This is a genomic window from Massilia sp. (assembly GCF_032106685.1).
In the GTDB taxonomy this organism is placed as follows: Bacteria; Pseudomonadota; Gammaproteobacteria; order Burkholderiales; family Burkholderiaceae_D; genus Telluria.
The window spans coordinates 20,992-41,645 of the sequence record NZ_DAMCPG010000002.1 but is presented as its reverse complement, the minus strand read 5'-3'; the positions used below and the strand labels follow the sequence as shown (position 1 = coordinate 41,645).

19 protein-coding genes are annotated in these 20,654 nt (G+C 65.8%); 18 read left to right on the top strand and 1 reads right to left on the bottom strand.

Annotated elements, in window-relative coordinates:
* Positions 1–68 precede the first annotated feature (68 nt).
* The 10 genes from RT688_RS02025 to pssA all read left to right on the top strand — a co-directional run bounded on the left by RT688_RS02025 (position 69) and on the right by pssA (position 10,879).
* Positions 69–944: a TauD/TfdA family dioxygenase gene (locus RT688_RS02025; protein ID WP_313703183.1), complete on the top strand. Its 876-nt coding sequence runs from the start codon at positions 69–71 to the stop codon at positions 942–944.
* A gap of 27 nt (positions 945–971) precedes the next feature.
* On the top strand, positions 972–1,976 hold the full coding sequence (locus tag RT688_RS02020; protein ID WP_313703182.1) for an ABC transporter substrate-binding protein: 1,005 nt from the start codon (positions 972–974) through the stop codon (positions 1,974–1,976).
* 1 nt (position 1,977) lies between these two features.
* A complete protein-coding gene (locus RT688_RS02015) occupies positions 1,978–2,832 on the top strand; it encodes an ABC transporter ATP-binding protein (protein ID WP_313703181.1) in 855 nt (284 codons plus the stop codon).
* A complete protein-coding gene (locus RT688_RS02010; RefSeq protein WP_313703180.1) occupies positions 2,829–3,722 on the top strand; it encodes an ABC transporter permease in 894 nt (297 codons plus the stop codon). The genes RT688_RS02015 and RT688_RS02010 overlap by 4 nt, the downstream gene beginning before the upstream one ends.
* Before the next feature lie 590 nt (positions 3,723–4,312).
* Positions 4,313–6,046 (top strand): acetolactate synthase 3 catalytic subunit, encoded by a 1,734-nt coding sequence (locus RT688_RS02005; protein ID WP_313703179.1) that lies wholly within the window; start codon positions 4,313–4,315, stop codon positions 6,044–6,046.
* The gene (ilvN, locus tag RT688_RS02000) at positions 6,047–6,538 is read left to right on the top strand and encodes an acetolactate synthase small subunit (RefSeq protein WP_312550821.1); all 492 of its coding nucleotides are present in this window, start codon (positions 6,047–6,049) and stop codon (positions 6,536–6,538) included.
* Positions 6,539–6,682: 144 nt separating this feature from the next.
* Positions 6,683–7,699 (top strand): ketol-acid reductoisomerase, encoded by a 1,017-nt coding sequence (gene ilvC / locus RT688_RS01995; protein WP_313703178.1) that lies wholly within the window; start codon positions 6,683–6,685, stop codon positions 7,697–7,699.
* 410 nt (positions 7,700–8,109) lie between these two features.
* Positions 8,110–8,829: an SIMPL domain-containing protein gene (locus RT688_RS01990; RefSeq protein WP_313703177.1), complete on the top strand. Its 720-nt coding sequence runs from the start codon at positions 8,110–8,112 to the stop codon at positions 8,827–8,829.
* Positions 8,830–9,119: 290 nt separating this feature from the next.
* Complete coding sequence (locus tag RT688_RS01985; protein ID WP_313703176.1) at positions 9,120–9,902, top strand: SIMPL domain-containing protein; 783 nt, start codon at positions 9,120–9,122, stop codon at positions 9,900–9,902.
* 116 nt (positions 9,903–10,018) lie between these two features.
* Positions 10,019–10,879, top strand: coding sequence for a CDP-diacylglycerol--serine O-phosphatidyltransferase (gene pssA, locus RT688_RS01980; protein WP_313703175.1), 861 nt, complete (start codon positions 10,019–10,021; stop codon positions 10,877–10,879).
* A 48-nt stretch (positions 10,880–10,927) separates the two neighbouring features.
* Here pssA and RT688_RS01975 read toward each other — a convergent pair whose 3' ends face one another.
* Entirely contained in the window at positions 10,928–11,395 is a 468-nt protein-coding gene (locus tag RT688_RS01975; protein WP_409521868.1) for a hypothetical protein, read from the bottom strand.
* Positions 11,396–11,617: 222 nt separating this feature from the next.
* Between RT688_RS01975 and rpsO the strand changes: the two genes are divergently transcribed.
* The 8 genes from rpsO to RT688_RS01935 all read left to right on the top strand — a co-directional run bounded on the left by rpsO (position 11,618) and on the right by RT688_RS01935 (position 20,592).
* Positions 11,618–11,887, top strand: a complete 270-nt coding sequence (rpsO, locus tag RT688_RS01970; protein WP_313703174.1) for a 30S ribosomal protein S15 — start codon at positions 11,618–11,620, stop codon at positions 11,885–11,887.
* Between the two features lie 197 nt (positions 11,888–12,084).
* Positions 12,085–14,187, top strand: a complete 2,103-nt coding sequence (gene pnp, locus RT688_RS01965) for a polyribonucleotide nucleotidyltransferase (protein ID WP_313703173.1) — start codon at positions 12,085–12,087, stop codon at positions 14,185–14,187.
* A 486-nt stretch (positions 14,188–14,673) separates the two neighbouring features.
* On the top strand, positions 14,674–15,537 hold the full coding sequence (locus tag RT688_RS01960; protein ID WP_313703172.1) for an STAS domain-containing protein: 864 nt from the start codon (positions 14,674–14,676) through the stop codon (positions 15,535–15,537).
* A 4-nt stretch (positions 15,538–15,541) separates the two neighbouring features.
* Positions 15,542–15,901 (top strand): STAS domain-containing protein, encoded by a 360-nt coding sequence (locus tag RT688_RS01955; RefSeq protein WP_305823080.1) that lies wholly within the window; start codon positions 15,542–15,544, stop codon positions 15,899–15,901.
* The gene (locus tag RT688_RS01950) at positions 15,898–16,359 is read left to right on the top strand and encodes an anti-sigma regulatory factor (protein ID WP_313703171.1); all 462 of its coding nucleotides are present in this window, start codon (positions 15,898–15,900) and stop codon (positions 16,357–16,359) included. The genes RT688_RS01955 and RT688_RS01950 overlap by 4 nt, the downstream gene beginning before the upstream one ends.
* Positions 16,347–17,378, top strand: a complete 1,032-nt coding sequence (locus tag RT688_RS01945) for an ATP-binding protein/SpoIIE family protein phosphatase (RefSeq protein ID WP_313703170.1) — start codon at positions 16,347–16,349, stop codon at positions 17,376–17,378. Before RT688_RS01950 ends, RT688_RS01945 begins: the two co-directional genes overlap by 13 nt.
* The gene (locus RT688_RS01940; protein WP_313703169.1) at positions 17,375–18,706 is read left to right on the top strand and encodes an ATP-binding protein; all 1,332 of its coding nucleotides are present in this window, start codon (positions 17,375–17,377) and stop codon (positions 18,704–18,706) included. The genes RT688_RS01945 and RT688_RS01940 overlap by 4 nt, the downstream gene beginning before the upstream one ends.
* Positions 18,703–20,592 (top strand): response regulator, encoded by a 1,890-nt coding sequence (locus tag RT688_RS01935; RefSeq protein WP_313703168.1) that lies wholly within the window; start codon positions 18,703–18,705, stop codon positions 20,590–20,592. The genes RT688_RS01940 and RT688_RS01935 overlap by 4 nt, the downstream gene beginning before the upstream one ends.
* Positions 20,593–20,654: the final 62 nt, after the last annotated feature.

The following is a 20,654-nucleotide window of genomic DNA, read 5'->3' as shown; positions in this document are numbered from 1 at the left end:
AAATGATTCGTTGTCGCCCCGCGAGACCGTGGCTAAGCTCAATCGCAAGATCACTCATCCAGACCGCCATGCCACTCGACACCGCCTCCCGCCAGGATTTCGACATCCGGCCCCTGAACGCGCCGCTCGGCGCCGAAGTCCTCGGCCTCGACCTCGCGCGCCCCCTGTCCACCGCCGACCTGGCGCGCGTGCACCGCGCCCATCTCGACCACCACGTGCTGGTCTTCCGCGACACCCGCATCACGCCGGCCCAGCAGGTCGAGTTCAGCCGCCGCTTCGGCGAACTGCAGATCCACGTGCTGCGCCAGTTCCAGCTGGCTGGCCATCCGGAGGTGCTGGTGATCTCGAACATCCGCGAGAACGGCGCGCCGATCGGCCTGGGCGACGCCGGCCACCTGTGGCATTCCGACCTGTCGTACAAGGCCGTGCCGAGCCTGGGCTCGATGCTGCACGCCCAGGAGCTCCCGAGCGACGGCGGCGACACGCTGTTCGCCAACCAGCACCTGGCCTGGGACACGCTCCCGGGCTGGCTCAGGCGCGAAGTCGAGCACGCCCAGGCCGAGCACAGCTACCTGGCGCGCTACGACGACCTGCGCAAGCTCAATCCCTGGCGGCCCGCGCTGACCCAGGCCCAGATCGACGAGGTGGTGCCGGTGCGCCACCCGGTGGTGCGCACCCATCCGGAAACCGGGCGCCGCGCGCTGTTTGTCAGCGAACACTTCACGACGCGCATCGTCGGCATTCCGGAGGACCGTAGCCGCGCACTGCTGGCCGCGCTGTTCGCGCACAGCGTGAAGCCGGAATTCATCTACCGCCACCAATGGCGCCCGCACGACATGGTGTTCTGGGATAACCGCTCGCTGCTGCACCTGGCGGCCGGTTGCCCGCCCGGCCAGCGCCGCAAGCTGTACCGCACGACGATCGCGGGCGACGTCCCGTTTTAACCCGAGCGTTCCGAACCAGGAGAACCCATGTTCCGTTTTCGTAAAATCGGCGCCGGCCTGGCCGCGCTCGCCCTGGCCGCCGCCGTGCCGGCCCATGCCGAAGGCAAGATCCGCATCGCCGGGCAGTTCGGCGTGGTCTACCTGCTGCTGAACGTCGCCCAGGACCAGAAACTCATCGAGAAGCACGGCAGGAAGCAGGGCATCGACATCGACGTCGACTGGATCAGGCTCTCGGGCGGCGCGGCCACCAACGACGCGCTGCTGTCGAATTCGGTCGACGTGGTCGGCGCCGGCCTGGGGCCGCTGTTCACCGTCTGGGACCGCACCGCCGGCAAGCAGAACGTGCGCGCCGTGGCCTCGCTCGGCAACTTCCCGTATTACCTGGTCAGCACCAATCCCGCGGTCAGGTCGATCGCCGATTTCGGTCCGAAGGACCGCATCGCGCTGCCGGCGGTGACGGTCTCGGTGCAGGCGCGCATCCTGCAGATGGCCGCCGCGAAGCAGTGGGGCGCGGGCCAGTTCCGCAAGCTCGACCCGCTGACCCAGGCCGTGCCGCACCCGGACGCCACCGCCGCCGTCATCGCCGGCAAGACCGAGATCAACGCCCACTTCGGCAATCCGCCTTTCCAGGACCAGGAACTGGCCGGCAACCCGAACGCGAAGGTCGTGCTCGATTCCTACGAGGTGCTGGGCGGTCCGAGCTCGGCCACCGTGCTGTACGCCACCGAGAAGTGGGTCAAGGAGAATCCGAAGACCTACCGCGCCTTCCTCGACGCCCTGGTCGAGGCCGCGCAGCTCGCCTCCAGCAACCCGGAGGCCGCCGCCGACGCCTACCTGCGCGTGAACAGGAACAGCATCGATCGCGCGCTGCTGGTGAAGGTGCTGAAGGATCCGAAGGTGCAGTTCAAGGTGGCGCCGCAGAACACCCTGGGCCTGGCGCAGTTCCTGCACCAGGTCGGCGCGATCCGCAACAAGCCGGCGAGCTGGCGCGATTACTTCTTCGCGCACCCTGCGCTCGCTTCGGGGAGCTGACATGAAGACACCCATCCTGCAGGTCGTGCCGAACGGGCCGCCTTCGCATGGCGCATTGCTGCGCGCCGAGCACCTCGTCATCGACTACGCCACCGAGCGCGGCCTGGTGCGCGCCCTCGATGACGTCAGCTTCGAGGTGCACCGCGGCGACCGCTTCGTGCTGCTCGGGCCTTCGGGCTGCGGCAAGTCGACCCTGTTGAAGGCGGTGGCCGGTTTCGTCGCCCCGCGCGCGGGCAGCCTGCGCCTGGGCGGCAAGCCGGTGACCGGGCCGGGGCTGGACCGCATCGTCGTGTTCCAGGAGTTCGACCAGCTACCGCCGTGGAAGACGGTGGAGGCGAACGTGATGTTCCCGATGCTGGCCGGCGGCGTCGGGAAAAAGGACGCCCGCGAACGCGCCCGCCACTGGCTCGGCAAGGTCGGGCTGGCGCGCTTCGGCGACGCCTATCCGCACGCGCTCTCGGGCGGCATGAAGGCGCGCGTGGCGATCGCAAGGGCGCTGGCCATGCAGCCCGAGATCCTGCTGATGGACGAACCCTTCGCCGCGCTCGACGCGCTCACCCGGCGCAAGATGCAGGAAGAACTGCAGGCGCTGTGGGAAGAGATCGGCTTCACCATGCTGTTCGTGACCCATTCGATCGAGGAAGCGCTGGTGGTCGGCAACCGCATCCTGCTGCTCAGCCCGCATCCGGGCCGCGTGCGCGCGGAACTCAACAGCCACCAGTTCGACCTGGGCAGCGCCGGCAGCCCTGAATTCCAGGCCGCGAACGAACGCATCCACCGGCTGCTGTTCGGCGAAGCCGCCCTTGCCGCGCCGAGCATTCCTTCCACCGTTCCCGGCTACGCCGCCCATCCATGACAGCATTTCGCGAACCACCCATCCGTCCCGAGTACGAACTCGCCCTGGCCGCGCCCAGCCCGGGCGCTGCCCCGTTGGGCGCATCGACGCAGGCCAAGGCCGGTCCGCGCGGGTTTGCCTTCGGCGAGTTCGCCTGGTTGCGCAAGGCGGCCCTGCTGCTGGTGCTGGCCCTGCTCTGGGAAGCGCTGGCGCGCTGGTACGACAACGACCTGCTGCTGCCGACGGCGCTGGCGACGGGCGGGGCGCTGCTCGATGGGATTGTCACGGGCGAGCTGTTCGGCTACGTGGCCGTCTCGTTCGCCGTGCTGACCCAGGGCTACCTGGCCGGCATTCTCGGCGCCTTCCTGCTGACCTGGCTGGCGGTCTCGAACCGGCTCGGGCGCGAACTGATCGACACCCTGACTTCGATGTTCAATCCGCTGCCGGCGATCGCCTTGCTGCCGCTGGCCCTGCTGTGGTTCGGCCTGGGCAAGGGCAGCCTGGTCATGGTGCTGATGCATTCGGTGATGTGGCCCCTGACGCTGAACGCCTGCGCGGGTTTTCGCGCCGTGCCCGAGACCCTGCGCATGACCGGGCGCAACTACGGCTTGAAAGGCCTGCGCCTGGTGCTGCAGGTCCTGGTCCCGGCGGCGCTGCCGGCCATCCTGTCGGGCCTGAAGATCGCCTGGGCTTTCGCCTGGCGCACCCTGATCGCGGCCGAGCTGGTGTTCGGCACGACCTCGGGGCAGGGCGGGCTCGGCTGGTTCATCTTCCAGAGCCGCAACGAGCTGTTCACCGACAAGGTGTTCGCGGGGCTGGCGGCGGTGATCCTGATCGGGCTGGCGGTCGAGCATCTCGTGTTCCAGACGCTGGAGCGGGTGACCGTGCGGCGGTGGGGGATGCAGCGCTAGGCGTGCGGCACGCAACGGTGGGTTCGAGAACCCACCCTACGACGCGTGAGGTGGACTTTGGAGGGTGGACTCCCGAGTCCACGCGGTACAGCGGTCGCATATCGAAAACTCCGTAGGGTGGGTTCTCGAACCCACCATTCGTCACGCGCGTACATGCCAATACGCCCCCGCACCGCACCACGCCGGTGCACCGCCGAGCCCGCCAGAGCACCTCCCGCACCCCTTGAATCATTCCTTTCTTTTTATCTTGACCAAAATGGTGCAACGCAGTAAGGTGTTCCTTACGCTTTGCACCCCCGAAGCTTCATGGTCAGCCAGGCCGGCACACAAGGCCTTCCTGGGTTGACACGCTTTCATTTGTAGGCAGTTTGCTCCAACCCGCGCCACAAGCGCGAGAGATGCGTCGAGCCGCTACAGACACTCAGCCAAACGAGTTGCGTTTAGCGCCGTCATGAAGGGTATCTGCCGATGCCCGGATAGAACGTCGTGCGCGCAGAAAGAAGGGAAGCTGGAGCGCTGTGGGGCAAACCGCATTTCGTTAGGAACGAGCATCCGATCAATCTCCCTATGGGTCTTGAAAGGAACGATTCATGAATAACGAAGCCTCAGCCCCCACATTGACGGGTGCTGAAATCGTCGTCCGTTGTCTTGCCGAGGAGGGTGTCAAACACGTCTTCGGTTATCCCGGCGGCGCAGTCCTGTATATCTACGACGCCATCTTCAACCAGGACAAGTTCCAGCACGTCCTGGTCCGCCACGAACAGGCAGCCGTGCATGCGGCCGACGCCTATTCGCGCAGCTCCAACACCGTCGGCGTCGCCATCGTCACCTCGGGTCCGGGCGTGACCAATGCCGTCACCGGCCTCTCGACCGCCTACATGGATTCGATCCCGATGGTCGTCATCTCCGGCCAGGTGCCGAGCCATGCGATCGGGCAGGACGCCTTCCAGGAATGCGACACGGTCGGCATCACGCGTCCGGTGGTCAAGCATAACTTCCTGGTCAAGGACGTGCGCGAACTGGCCAGCACGATCAAGAAAGCCTTCTACATCGCCCGCACTGGCCGCCCCGGTCCCGTGCTGGTCGATATCCCGAAGGACATCACGGTCAACAAGTGCGCGTTCGAATACCCGCGCGAGATCGAGATGCGCTCGTACAAGCCGGTCGACAAGGGCCATGCCGGCCAGATCCGCAAGGCGGTCCAGCTGCTGGCCGGCGCCGAACGCCCGATGATCTACGCGGGCGGCGGCGTGATCCTGGCGAATGCCTCGCCCGAACTGAACCGCCTGGCCGACCGGCTCGGCGCGCCGATCACCAACACGCTGATGGGCCTGGGCGGCTCGCGCGCCAGCAGCGAGCATTTCGTCGGCATGCCCGGCATGCACGGCACCTACGAAGCGAACATGGCGATGCAGCACTGCGACGTCCTGATCGCCATCGGCGCCCGCTTCGACGACCGTGTGATCGGCAACCCCAAGCACTTCGCCAGCCACCCGCGCAAGATCATCCACATCGACATCGACCCGTCCTCGATTTCGAAACGGGTGAAGGTCGACATCCCCATCGTCGGCAACGTGAAGGACGTGCTGACCGAATTCCTGGCCCAGCTCGATGCCGCCGGCAGTATCCGCTCGAATCCCGACGCCCTGCGCGGCTGGTGGAAACAGATCGACGAATGGCGCGGGCGCGACTGCCTGAAGTACGAGGATTCCGATCTCGTCATCAAGCCGCAGTCGGTCATCGAGAAGCTGTGGAAGGTGACGAAAGGCGATGCCTTCGTCACCTCCGACGTCGGCCAGCACCAGATGTGGGCCGCCCAGTACTACCCCTTCGACAAGCCGCGCCGCTGGATCAATTCCGGCGGCCTGGGCACGATGGGCGTGGGCCTGCCCTACGCGATGGGCGTGCAGATGGCCAATCCGGACGCGACGGTCGCCTGCGTGACCGGCGAAGGTTCGATCCAGATGTGCATCCAGGAGCTTGCCACCTGCAAGCAGTACCGCCTGACGCCGAAGATCATCCTGCTCAACAACCGCTTCCTGGGCATGGTGCGCCAGTGGCAGCAGATCGACTACGGCTCGCGCTACTCCGAGTCCTACATGGATTCGCTGCCGGACTTCGAGAAGCTGGCCGAGGCCTATGGCCACGTCGGCATGCGCATCGAGAAGCCGGGCGACGTCGAGGGCGCGCTGGTCGAGGCCTTCGGCATGAAGGATCGCCTGGTGTTCATGAACTTCATCACCGACCAGGCCGAGAACGTCTGGCCGATGGTCAAGGCGGGCAAGGGCTTGTCCGAAATGCTGCTCGGATCGGAGGACCTCTAAATGAGACACATCATCTCGGTCCTGCTCGAGAACGAAGCAGGCGCACTCTCGCGCGTCGTCGGTCTGTTCTCGGCGCGCGGCTACAACATCGAGACCCTGACCGTGGCGCCGACCGAAGACGCGACGCTTTCGCGCATGACCATCGTCACCACGGGGTCGGACGACATCATCGAGCAGATCACCAAGCACCTGAACCGCCTGATCGAGGTGGTCAAGGTGGTCGACCTGAGCGAAGGCCAGCACATCGAGCGCGAGCTCATGCTGATCAAGGTTAGGGCCGTCGGCAAGGAGCGCGAGGAGATCAAGCGCACCGCCGACATCTTCCGCGGCCGCATCATCGACGTGACGGAGAAGACCTACACGATCGAACTGACCGGCGCCAAGAGCAAGCTCGACGCCTTCATCGACGCCATCGACCGCACGTCCATCCTCGAGACCGTCCGCACCGGCGGCTCCGGCATCGGCCGCGGCGAACGCATCCTGAAGGTATAAGCGCATCGCCGCCGCGTCCGGATTCGGCGACACGTAGGGTGGGCACTCCGTGCCCACGCGTAACGCTTGAACAGCCGCCTGCCTGACAAATGAACAGCCATTAACCTGGCACCAGCAAATTACTTAAAAATACAGGACAACACCATGAAAGTTTTCTACGATAAAGACTGCGACCTCTCCCTCATCAAAGGCAAGAACGTCGCCATCATCGGCTATGGCTCGCAAGGCCACGCCCACGCCCAGAACCTGTCCGAATCGGGCGTCAACGTCACCGTCGGCCTGCGCCGCGGCGGCGCATCCTGGAGCAAGGTCGAGCAGGCCGGCCTGAAGGTGGCCGAGGTCGACGAGGCGGTCAAGAACGCCGACGTGATCATGATCCTGCTGCCGGACGAGAACATCGCCCAGGTCTACAAGGAAAACGTCGAGCCGAACGCGAAGCAGGGCGCGGTGCTCGCCTTCGCCCACGGTTTCAACGTCCACTACGGCCAGGTCGTGCCGCGCGCCGACCTCGACGTCATCATGGTCGCGCCGAAGGCCCCGGGCCACACCGTGCGCGGCACCTACCGCCAGGGCGGCGGCGTGCCGCACCTGGTCGCGGTCTACCAGGACAAGTCGGGCGCGGCGCGCGACATCGCGCTGTCCTATGCGATGGCGAATGGCGGCGGCCGCGCCGGCATCATCGAGACCAATTTCCGCGAAGAGACCGAGACCGACCTGTTCGGCGAGCAGGCCGTGCTGTGCGGCGGCACCGTCGAGCTGATCAAGGCCGGCTTCGAGACCCTGGTGGAAGCCGGCTACGCGCCGGAAATGGCCTACTTCGAGTGCCTGCACGAACTGAAGCTGATCGTCGACCTGATCTACGAAGGCGGCATCGCCAACATGAACTACTCGATCTCGAACAACGCGGAATACGGCGAGTACGTGACCGGCCCGAAAGTCGTCACCTCGGCGACGAAAGAGGCGATGAAGCAGTGCCTGAAGGATATCCAGACCGGCGAATACGCGAAGAGCTTCATCCTCGAGAACAAGGCCGGCGCCCCGACCCTGATCTCGCGCCGCCGCCTGACCTCGGAGCACCAGATCGAGGAAGTCGGCGCCAAGCTGCGCGCGATGATGCCGTGGATCGCCAAGAACAAGCTGGTGGACCAGTCGAAGAACTGATTCGCTTGCTTGACATGTCGAGCGGGCACCATGCTCGCTCGACCTTGAAGACCCGTAGGGTGGGCGCCCCGTGCCCACGCGTGACGGGCGTCTCCTCGCACCTGCGGCGGCGCGATGTCGCTCGCACGGCATGCCCCGGATGCAAAACGCGGCATCACGTTCGTGGCCTGTGCGAGGTTCGCGAGCGACGATTCGCCGCCATCGGTGAACGCACGCGTCCGTAACGCGTGGGCACGGCGTGCCCACCCTACGATATCACCTGCGATTTCTCCCATATCCCGCTCGATAAATTTCTGGAAAGAATCACAAAAAAAGTTGCAATATCGGTAAGCTATCGATCATGCGCATTCGCATGACTAATAAAAGGAGAACCGATGTTCCGTCCTAGCCTCTTTCCGCTTGCCGCCCTAGTGCTGGCTACGCATGTCCCTGTTGGCGCCCAGACCGCCCCGTCGACTTCCGGCACCCTGATCGTCGTGCCGGCCACTGGTGAAGTACGCGCTCTCAACGACCAGGTAACGGTCATCTTCGTCGTCGAGGAGCACGACAAGGACAAAAGGGCCGCCGCCGCCCGCGTGAACCGCAAGATGAAGGAGGGGATGGGAATCGTGCGCCTGGCCGATCCGAAGGCCGAACTCAAGACTAAGGCCTATACGACCTACGCGATCTACCCGGAACGGCCGGATACGCCGCGTCCTGCGAGCCGCAGGCAGGCGCCCGAGGCGCCGATCGGCTGGCGCGTCAGTCAGACGCTCGAGCTGAAAACGATGAACCTGGCCGACTTGCCGAAGACGGTCGCGGCGGGACAGAAGGTGATGGAGGTCGACGGCCTCCACTTCGGCCTGAGCCCGGCGCTCCTGAAACGCCTGGACGATCAGCGGATCGCGGAGACCTACCGCAACCTGAACGAGCGCATCGTCTCGATCGCCCGCGCCATGGGGCGCGAGCCGGGCGAGGCGGTGATCGACACCGTCGATTTCGAAGGCTCGGGTAACTACGCCCCACTGCAAAGGGTCGAGGTCACGGGTTCGCGCATCCGGCCCGAAGACATGGACGTGCCTGAGCCCAGCTTCGAGCCGGGCGAGACCACGCTGCAGATGCGCCTGGTCGGGAAGCTCAGGTTCAGGTAACAGGCGAGGAGCCGGGGTTCCGTATTTGCTTCCGGATGGGCGGCAAGCGCTGTGCTGGCGCTGCCGCTTGTTTGCTTTACGGGACACGTGCGAGCGCAGGCGCGTCAAACTGATCCCCGCCCGCACCACTTCCTTTCCGGCTTTCCGTCTCCCACGACGACGCGACAATTCGAGACAGCTGTTACCGTTTAGTTCAGTTGCAACTTTCCATTACAAAATCACGATAGAACTCATCGCCCCTGTATCGTATAACTGACCCTCGCATTTGTTATACATATTGGAGAACAACAATGAGTCTTTCGAAATCCCTCGTCGCCGCTGCCCTGGTGCTGGCGTTCCAGGCGCACGCCCAGGCCCAGGCCCCGATGCCGGCCACCGCCGCGCCCGCCACCAGCGGCACCCTTGTCGTCGTCCCCGCCTATGGCGAAGTCAAGCATGCCAACGACCAGGCCGTCATGACCTTCGCCGTCGAGGAACACGACAAGGACAAGGCCGCCGCCGCCGCGCGCGTCAACCGCAAGATGAAGGAAGGCACCGAGATCGTGCGCCGCGCCGATCCGCAGGCCGAGCTCAAGACCATGGGCTACTACACCTATCCCGTGTATCCGGAAGTGCCGCCGATGCCGCAGCCGGCCAGCCGCACCGCCACCAAGCCGGTGCCGATCGCCTGGCGCGTCGGCCAGTACCTGGAAGTCAAGACCAAGAACCTGGATGCGCTGCCGAAGACTGCCGCCGCGGCCCAGAAGGTCCTGCAGATCAATGGCGTGAATTTCGGCCTGAGCCCGGAACTGGAAAAGCGCCTGGACGACCAGCGCATCACTGCGACCTACCGCAACCTGAACGAACGCATCGTCTCGATCGCCCGCGCCATGGGCCGCCAGCCGTCCGACGCCGTGATCGATACGGTCGACCTCGAGGGTTCCGGCAACTACGCGCAGGAGCAGGCGCGCCCGGCGGCGATGATGATGTCGCGCGCCAAGCAGGACATGGCCGACGAGATGCCCGAGCCGAGCTTCGAGCCGGGCGAGACCACCCTGCAGATGCGTCTGGTTGGCAAGGTGAAGTTCAAGTAAGAAAGTTTCGGGGCCGCCAGGGCGGCTCCATTCGTATCCGTTCGCTAACATGCCGTCCTCGCCTCTATAATGCGGGGAACGGCGCTTTGTTTGCGCGCACTTGAATACGGATCACTATGCCAGCCTTCCCACGACGCAAAAAAAACGGAGGGGCGCCACGCGCGCCACGATTCTCCCGCCTCAGGCGCTTCGGCCGCCGGGCCGAGGATAAACAGGGGCAGCGCGGCCGCGGCATCTACCTGCTGCCGAACGCCTTCACCACCGGGGCCCTGTTTTGCGGTTTCTATGCGATCGTGATGGCGATGAACCAGCGTTTCGACTACGCCTGCTGGGCGGTGTTCGTCGCCATGGTGCTCGACGGCCTGGACGGGCGCGTGGCGCGCCTGACGAATACCCAGTCCGAGTTCGGCGCCCAGTACGACTCGCTGTCGGACATGGTCTCCTTCGGCGCCGCGCCGGCCCTGGTCATCTACGAATGGTCGCTGCGCGGCCTCGGCAAGCTCGGCTGGATCGCGGCCTTTGTCTACTGCGCCGGCGCGGCTCTGCGCCTGGCCCGCTTCAACACCAACATCGAAGTGGTCGACAAGCGCTTCTTCCAGGGCTTGCCGAGCCCGGCGGCCGCGGCGCTGGTGGTCGGCTTCATCATGATGATGACCGATCCGGACATCAACATCAGCGCGCGCAAGGTCGACTGGGTGAGCTGGTGCATCGCCGTGTTCGCGGGCCTGACCATGGTCTCGAACGTGCCTTTCTACAGCTTCAAGGACGTCAATTTCCGCAAGTCGGTGCCCTTCATCGTCGTGTTCCTGATCGCGCTCGGCTTCGCCCTGGTGGCGATCGACCCGCCGAAGGTGCTGTGGCCGATCTTCGTGATCTACGGCCTGTCCGGCTATGCGGTGTTCGTCTGGCAGCGCGCCAAGGGCAAGAAGGTGTCGATCATCCCGACCGACGACGGTCCGCTCGACGAGCGGCGCTAATCCGCGTCCGCAGGCGGCGCGTGCACGGCGCGCCGCAGTCTCCTTCATCTACCAGGGAAAGCGGTCGCGCACCTCGAACATGGGATCGGGCCCGTTCTGCATCATGCGCACGACGCCGTTGGCGTCGAAATGCACGTGCATCAGCGAGTTCCACACGCCCGATTCCTTGTAGCGATAGGACCAGACCTCGTAGTCGTGCATGGCGATGCGCGAGGTTTCGGCCGGCCGGCCGATGGTGCGCAGCACGTCCGCCTTGGTGGCCTGGTCGATCCGGATGGTGGCGAACTTCTCGCCGGTCAGCACCTGCTCGTACGAAACCAGCCGTCCGTCCGGCCCGATGCGCGCCATCCAGGTGAACTGGCCCATCGGCCCGGTCGCGTACTCGAGCGCCTGGCCGCCATCGGGCAGGGGGTAGACATTGGTCGGCTGGCCGAGCCTGGCGGTGACCGATTCCACCGGGTCCCCGATGGCGGGTGCGCCGCGCATGAAGGCCGGGCCGGCGCAGCCGGCGAGCACGATTGCGGTCCAAATCGTTGCAATTCTTATCATTTTGTGCATCATGCACCTCGCGACAGGCGTGAAAAACCCTATGATGCCCCAGCTTTGGCGCAGCAAATGCTGGTGACGCCAATCGTTTTCGCATATACTGGCGGGTCTGTCCGCAAGGGCAGTTTTTTTGAACACTTAATCACGGTGCGCTGGGTTCCGACTCTTGCACCGCATGTGAAAGGTAACATCATGTCCGTAGAAAACATCAACAAAGCCGCGATCATCGCGGACAACGCACGTGGCCAGAACGACACCGGCTCGCCGGAAGTCCAGGTTGCACTGCTGACCGCACGCATCAACGAACTGAACGGCCACTTCAAGGCCCACCAGAAAGACCACCACTCGCGCCGCGGCCTGATCATGATGGTCAACCGTCGTAAGAGCCTGCTGGCTTACCTGAAGGCTAAAGACCTGAACCGTTACCGTGACCTGATCGCCAAACTCGGCCTGCGTAAGTAATTTTTGCGTCAGACGGTTTAGCAAGGAAATGCCTGCGCCAGTCTCCACTGACGCGGGCATTTTTTGTTTTAAGCGTTTTGTTGTTTCAGTTGTTTTGCAGTAAAGGCGGCGAGGCGACCAGCCTGTTTCCGAGGCCGTCCGCGGTGAGGTGAACGACAGCTCCTGAAAATCTGTCGGCAAATAGAAAGGGATTACCCATGTTTAACAAAGTTACGAAAACCTTCCAGTACGGCCAACACACGGTCACCCTGGAGACTGGTGAGATCGCTCGTCAGGCATCCGGCGCCGTCATGGTGTCGGTCGAAGACACCGTCGTGCTGGCTACCGTGGTCGCAAAAAAAGACGCGAAGCCGGGCCAGGACTTCTTCCCCCTGACCGTCGACTACATCGAGAAAACGTACGCTGCCGGTAAAATCCCGGGCGGTTTCTTCAAGCGCGAAGGCCGTCCATCCGAAAAAGAGACCCTGACCTCGCGCCTGATCGACCGTCCGATCCGCCCGCTGTTCCCGGAAGGCTACCTGAACGAAGTCCAGGTCATCATCCACGTGCTGTCGGTCAACCCTGAAATCGACCCGGACATCCCGTCGATGATCGGCGCCTCGGCTGCCCTGGCCGTGTCCGGCATCCCGTTCAGCGGCCCGATCGGCGCCGCCCGCGTCGGCTACGCCAATGGCCAGTACATCCTGAACCCGACCACTACGCAGCTGAAGACCTCGCAGATGGACCTGGTCGTGGCCGGTACCGAAACCGCCGTGCTGATGGTCGAATCCGAAGCCCAGCAACTGTCGGAAGAAATCATGCTGGGCGCGGTCGTCTACGGCCACGAGCAGATGAAGGCCGTCATCGACGCCATCCACGCGCTGGTCGAAGAAGGTGGCAAGCCGGAAGTCGAGTGGACCGCCCCGGCCAAGAACGAAACCCTGATCGCACAAGTGGCCCAGCTGGCCGACGCGAAGATCCGCGACGCCTACCAGACCCGCGAAAAGACCCTGCGCCAGCAAAAGCTGAAGTCGCTCTCTGGCGAAGTCATGGCCGACCTGGCCGCCCAGGGTGTCGAAGCCGATGCCGCCGAAGTCGGCAACATCCTGTTCGACATGGAAGCCAAGGTCGTGCGTTCGCAGATCCTGGAAGGCGAGCCGCGCATCGACGGCCGCGATACCCGCACCGTGCGTCCGATCGCGATCCGCACCAGCGTCCTGCCGCGTACCCACGGCTCGGCCCTGTTCACCCGCGGCGAAACCCAGGCGCTGGTCATCGCCACCCTCGGCACCGCGCGCGACAGCCAGAAGATCGACGCGCTGATGGGCGAGTACACCGACGACTTCATGATGCACTACAACATGCCTCCGTTCGCCACCGGCGAAACCGGCCGCGTGGGCACGCCGAAGCGCCGCGAAATCGGCCACGGCCGCCTGGCCAAGCGCGCGCTGGTCGCCGCGCTGCCGTCGCCGGAAGAGTTCTCGTACTCGGTGCGCCTGGTGTCGGAAATCACCGAATCGAACGGTTCCTCGTCGATGGCATCGGTCTGCGGCGGCTGCCTGGCGCTGATGGACGCGGGCGTGCCGATGAAGGCGCACGTCGCCGGCATCGCCATGGGCCTGATCAAGGAAGGCGGCAAGTTCGCCGTCCTGACCGACATCCTGGGTGACGAAGACCACCTGGGCGACATGGACTTCAAGGTCGCCGGCACCGCGCAGGGCATCACCGCGCTGCAGATGGACATCAAGATCCAGGGCATCACCAAGGAAATCATGCAGGTCGCGCTGGCGCAAGCCAAGGACGGCCGCCAGCACATCCTGGCCGAGATGCAGAAAGCGATGCCGACCACGAAGACCGAACTGTCGGACTTCGCACCGCGCCTGATCACCATCAAGATCAACCCGGAAAAGATCCGTGACGTGATCGGCAAGGGCGGCGCCGTCATCCGCGCGCTGACCGAAGAGACCGGCACCCAGATCGACATCACCGACGAAGGCGTGGTCACCATCGCCTCGGTCGACGCCGCCGCCGGCCAGGAAGCCAAGCGCCGCATCGAAGAGCTGACCGCCTCGGTCGAAGTGGGCAAGACCTACGACGGCACCGTGCTCAAGCTGCTGGACTTCGGCGCGATTGTTCAAGTGATGCCGGGCAAGGACGGCCTGCTGCACATCTCGCAGATCGCCAACGAGCGCGTCAACGCCGTGGCCGACTACCTGAAGGAAGGCCAGCAAGTGCGCGTGAAGGTCCTCGAGACCGACGAGCGCGGCCGCCTGAAGCTGTCGATGAAGGCTGCGGATCCGGTGGAAGCTGCTGCGCAGTAAGTCTTGCCTTAAGCGGTTCGCCGCTTGGAACGAAAACCGCCGGTGCGTGAGCCTGGCGGTTTTTTTATTGGGGTTTGTAGGGTGGACTCCCGAGTCCACGCGGTGCACCGCTTGATTCGCGGCGACATTGGCCGAAGCGCCGTGCATGACGAGTTGGCAGGGCTCGCGCGCAATGTTGTGGGTATGCATGTGTACGACCGCGTGGACTCGGGAGTCCACCCTACGGTGCTGCGGCCCCGTGATCGCTGTGGAGGGCAGCGCTTGAGCCGGGCGCTGGGCGACAAAACCGGCAGTGCGTGAGCCTGGCGGTTTTTTGTTACATCGACGTCCTGCTCCACGCCACGATTAGTATGCATACTCGACCCTACCGTGTCGTAGCGAATGGTTAATAGATGTTATAGTTGGTCATTTTTCCAATCTGGGGGTGTTGCGCCAGCGTCTCGCCCACAACCTGAAACATCCAAAACCGACCGAGGATACGAAGAGATGACCACGAAGGACAACGCCGCCCGCATCAGCCAGCTCATCCAGGAACACGAAGCCGAGATCGGCTCGCAATGGATCGCCCAGCTCGAGGCCCTGATCGTGCGCGGCACTGCCAGCTCGAAGCAGCAACTGCGTGACCACTGCCAGCAGTTCCTGGGCGCATTCGCGACCGCCACCCGTGGCGGCGAGCTGGAAAACATCGACCATCGTTCCTGGGACGAGGTGCGCGACCTGCTGGCCGAGATCTCGTCCACCCGCGCCAAGACCGGCTCGACCCCGAGCGAGACCGCGACCTTCGTGTTTTCGCTGAAGCAGCCGGTGTTCTCGCAACTGACCGCTGCCTTTGCCGGCGAGCCGGAGATCCTGGCCGCCGCCTCCTGGTCGATCAGCACGCTGCTCGACAAGCTCGGCCTGTACACCATCGAAGTGTTCCAGAAAGCCAAGGACCAGATCATCGTGCGCCAGCAGCAGGAGCTGCTGGAACTGTCGACCCCGGTCGTGAAGCTGTGGAACGGCATCCTGGCGTTGCCGCTGATCGGCACCCTGGATTCGGCCCGCACCCAGGTGGTGATGGAGAACATCCTGCAGAAGATCGTCGACACCGGCGCCGTCATCGCCATCATCGACATCACCGGCGTGCCGACCGTCGACACTCTGGTCGCCCAGCACCTGATGAAGACCATCGCCGCCGCGCGCCTGATGGGCGCCGACTGCATCATCAGCGGCATCCGCCCGCAGATCGCCCAGACCATCGTGCACCTGGGCGTGAACCTGGAGGACGTGATCACCAAGGCGACCCTGGCCGACGCCTTCGTCGTCGCGCTCGAGCGCACCGGCACCACCCTGGTCACCCAGAAGGCCTGAACCGATGGAACGTATTCCTATTCTCCGGATGGGCGACCTGCTCCTGGTCACCATCCAGGTCGACATGCACGACCGCCTTGCCATGACGCTGCAGGACGACCTGACCGAGCGCATCGTCAGCGACGGCGCCAAAGGCGTCCTGATCGACATCTCGGCGCTCGACCTGGTCGATTCCTTCATCGGGCGTATGATCAGCAACACCGCGGCAATGGCGCGCGTGCTCGACGCCCAGACCGTGGTGGTCGGCATGCAGCCTGCCGTCGCCATCACCCTGGTCGAGCTGGGCCTGACCCTGCATGGCGTGAAGACCGCGCTGAACGTCGAAAAGGGCATGGCCCTGCTCGGAAAGAACCTGAATAGATGAACGCTGCAACCGCAGTTGAATTCGATACGGAGCTACTGGACCGCAACCGCCAGCTGCGCACCGACCGCACGACCTTTCCGCTGCGCGGCGACGAGGACGTGGTCGGCCTGCGCAAGCACGTGCGCGAGCGGGCGGTGGCGATCGGCCTGTCGCTGGTCGACCAGACCAAGCTCGTCACCGCCGCGAGCGAACTCGGACGCAACACCATCAAGTATGGCGGCGGCGGCGAAGTCCATCTCGACAAGCTGGTCGATGGCTTCCGCAACGGCATCGGCCTGCTGTTCGTCGACAACGGGCCCGGCATTGCCGACCTCGAGCTGGCGCTGCGCGACGGCTACACGACCGGCGGCGGCCTCGGACTGGGACTGGGCGGCTCGAAGCGCCTGGTCGACGAGTTCGACATCGATACCCGGCCTGGCGAAGGCACCGCGGTGCTGGCGGTGAAATGGAAACGCTGATCAGTTCCCTCGATACCCAGCTGGCGTTCGCGATCACCCACGCCAGCGACATCGCGGCCGCGCGCCGCGCCGGGCAGCACCTCGCCACCGAGCTCGGCTTCGACGAGACGCGCGCCGGCCAGCTGGCGCTGATCGTCACCGAGGCCGGCACCAACCTGCTCAAGCATGCGGGCGAGGGCACCATCTACGTGAACGTGTCGCAGTCCGAAGGCGTGCCCGGCATCGACGTGCTGGCGGTCGACGACGGCCCCGGCATCCATGACCTCGACGCCTGCCTGCGCGACGGCATGTCCACCGCCGGCACCGCGGGCACCGGCCTGGGCGCCCTGAGGCGCCTGGCCGACGAGTTCGACGTCTGGTCGCGTCCCGACAAAGGCGCGCTGTTCTTCATGCGCCTGTGGCGGGACGCCCCGGCGCCGGCCCTGTGCCGGGTCGAGGTGGGGGCGCTGACGGTGCCGCTGGCGGGCGAGGATGCCTGCGGCGACGGCTGGGGCGTCGCCTGCGACGGCGCGGGCGCCACGCTGCTGGCGGCCGATGGCCTCGGCCACGGACCGGAAGCGGCGGCCGCCGCGAATGCCGCCATCCAGGCGCTGCAGCGCCTGCCCGATTCGGAACCGGCGCGCCTGGTCGACGCCGCCCACCAGTCGCTGCGCATCACGCGCGGGGCGGCGCTGGCCGCCGCCCGCATCGACTTCGATGCGGGCGTGCTGCGCTTTGCCGGCATCGGCAACATCAATGCCTGCGTGATCGACGGCGACGGGCGCCGCGCGCTGGTGTCGCACAACGGCATCGTCGGCCACAACATGCGCAAGGTGCAGGAGTTTTCCGTGCCTTGCCCGCCGGGGGCGCTGTGCATCATGCACTCGGACGGCATCCAGACCCAGTGGGACCTGGACCGGTACCCCGGCCTGCTGGCGCACAGCCCGGCGTTGATCGCGGCGGTGCTGATGCGCGACTACATCCGGCGCCGCGACGACGCGATGGTGCTGGTGGTGCGCAGAAGAGCGGGGCGCGCATGAACGGGCGCATCCTCAACGTCGCGCTGGAATCGGACCAGGACGTGGTGCTGGTGCGCCAGCGCGCGCGCCAGGTGTCGAGCCTGCTCGGCTTTTCGAAGCAGGACCAGGTGCGCATCGCCACCGCGGTGTCGGAAGTGGCGCGCGCCGCCGCCGGGGCCGGCGGACGCGCCGTGTTCGCGCTGGCCGACCTGCGCGGACGCCAGCATCTCGAGGTCAGCGTCGCCGCCGGCAGCCCCGGCCAGGCCAACGCCGAGGCCGACCCGGCGATCGTCACCGCGCACCGCCTGATGGACGGCTGCGAGATCGCCGACGGCCCGCAGGGCATGACGGTCGTGATGCGCAAGGCCCTGCCGCCGCAGCCGCCGCTGGGCGCCTCGCGCCTGGCCCAGATCGGCGCCGAACTGGCGGCCATGCCGGCCCAGAACACCTACCAGGAAGTGCAGCAGCAGAACCGCGAACTGGTCGAAACCCTGGCCGAACTGCGCGAACGCCAGGAAGACCTGCTCTCGCTCACCCGCGAGCTCGAGGACACCAACCGCGGCATCGTCGCGCTGTACGCCGAGATCGAGGACAAGGCCGAGCGCCTGCGCCTCGCCGACGAGATGAAGTCGCGCTTCCTGTCGAACACCAGCCACGAACTGCGCACGCCGCTGTCCTCGATTCGCGCCCTGGCCAAGCTGCTGCTCGACCGCATGGACGGCGACCTGACGCCGGAGCAGGAGCGCCAGGTGCGCTTCATCGAAACCGCCGCCAGCAACCTGTCGGAACTGGTGAACGACCTGCTCGACCTGGCCAAGATCGAGGCCGGCAAGGTCGAGACCCACCTGGCGCCGGTGGTGGTGGAAAACCTGTTCCGCGCCCTCAAGGGCATGCTGCGTCCGCTGGTGACCTCCGACCGCGTGGAACTGGTGTTCGACAACGGCGGCATCGAGGCGCCTTTCGATTCGGACGAGGGCAAGATCTCCCAGATCCTGCGCAACTTCATCTCGAACGCGCTCAAGTTCACCGAGCAGGGTTCGGTGCGCGTGAGCGCCAGCTACGACGCCGATACCGATACCATCACCTTTGCCGTGACCGACACCGGCATCGGCATCGCGCCCGACCACCTGCAACTGATCTTCGAAGAGTTCACCCAGGTCGAGCATCCGCTGCAGCGGCGCAGCAAGGGCACCGGCCTCGGCCTGCCGCTGTGCCGGCGCCTGGCCGACTTCCTCGGCGGGCGGGTCGACGTCACCAGCCGGCTCGGGATCGGCTCGACCTTTTCGCTGACGCTGCCGCGCCAGTATCCATTTCCGCAGTCCGACAGCGCCGACCATACCGAATCATGACCGCGAACCAGACCCTCATCCTCAACGTTGACGACAACGACGGCGCCCGCTACGCCAAGACCCGCATCCTGCAGAGCGCCGGTTTCCGGGTGATGGAAGCGGCCAACGGCACCGATGCCCTGGCGATGGTGCGCGAAGAAGACCCGGCGCTGGTGCTGCTCGACGTCAAGCTGCCCGACATCAACGGCATCGAGGTATGCCGCCGCATCAAGTCCGATCCGGACACCAACTGCGTGCTGGTGCTGCAGACTTCGGCCGCGCTGACCGGCCGCGCCGACAAGATCCGCGGCCTGGAGGGCGGCGCCGACAACTACCTGGCCGCGCCGATCGAGGCCGACGAGCTGGTCGCCAACGTCAACGCGTTGCTGCGCATGCGCCAGACCCAGGACGACCTGCGCGAGAGCGAGGAGCGATTTCGCCAGCTGACCGACAACATCGAGGACGTGTTCTGGATGTTCTCGGCGCCCGACGGCGTGCTGGCCTATGTCAGCCCGGCCTACGCCAAGATCTGGGGCCGCAGCACGGAGTCGCTGCGCCGCAACCACCTGAGCTGGCTCGACGGCGTGCATCCGGACGACCGCGCCCGCCTGCAGGGCCGCTGGGCGGCGCTGGCGACCGAGCCGCATTACGAAGACGAGTTCCGCGTGGTGCTGGCCGACGGCGCCACGCGCTGGGTGCGCGACCGCCTGTTCGCGGTGCGCAACGCGCGCGGCGAGGTCTACCGCGTGGCGCGCGTCACCAGCGACATCAGCGCGCGCAAGGAGATGGAAGCGCTGCTGCGCGCGGCCGACGCCAACAAGAACCAGTTCCTGGCCACGCTGGCCCACGAGCTGCGCAATCCCCTGAGCCCGATCCGCAACGCCGCGGCCCTGCTCGGCGTGACCGGCGCCAACGCGGCCGAGCGCCAGAACCGCGCGCGCGAAGTCATCCTGCGCCAGGTCGACCATCTCGCGCACCTGGTCGACGACCTGCTCGACGTCGCCCGTATCTCGGAAGGCAAGATCGTGCTGCGCCGCGAGGAGGTCAACCTCGGCGCCGTGATCGCCCAGGCGATCGAGACCGCCGGCCCGCTGATCGCCGCGCGCGAACACCACCTCGAGATCAGCCAGCCCGAGCGCCAGGTCTGGGTCGCGGGCGACCCGGTGCGCCTGGCCCAGTCGATGGGCAACCTGCTGCACAACGCCGCCAAGTTCACGCCCAAGGGCGGCCGCATCCGCCTGGCTGTCACGCTCGACGGCGAGACCGTGCGCATCGCCGTGATCGACAACGGCATCGGCATCGCCGAGGACAACCTGCCGCGCATCTTCGGCATGTTCGCCCAGGCCGCCGTGCCGCCCGACCGCGCGCCGGAAGGCCTGGGCATCGGCCTGTCGCTGGTATCGCGCCTGCTCGAGATGCACGGCGGCCAGCTGCACGCCGAAAGCCCCGGCATCGGCATGGGGAGCACTTTCACGGTCGAGCTGCCGGTGCTGCGCGTGACCGGGGCGGAAGAGAGCGCCTCCGCCCCCGAGGAAAGCACGGGCATCGCCGGCGGCCTGCGCGTGCTGCTGGTGGACGACAACATCGACGCCATGGAGATGATGGGCTTCCTGCTGGCCGAGATGGGCCACGAGGCCTGGACCACGCACGACGCCACCCAGATCGTGCCGCTGGCGCTGCAGCACCGGCCACAGGTGATCGTGCTCGACATCGGCCTGCCGGGCGCCGACGGCTACGAGCTGGCGCGCATGCTCAAGGCGCATCCCGAACTGAAGCACATCCGCCTGGTCGCCCACACCGGCTACGGTTCGCCGGAAGACCGCCGCAAGGCCCAGGAAGCCGGCTTCGACGCCCACCTGGTCAAGCCGGCCGAGCTGGAAGACCTGGAGAAGGCGCTGCGCGGCTAAGCGCACCGCAACGACTGTCATGAGTCGCGGGTAGGCGCCGGTACCACACCGCGTGGGCACCT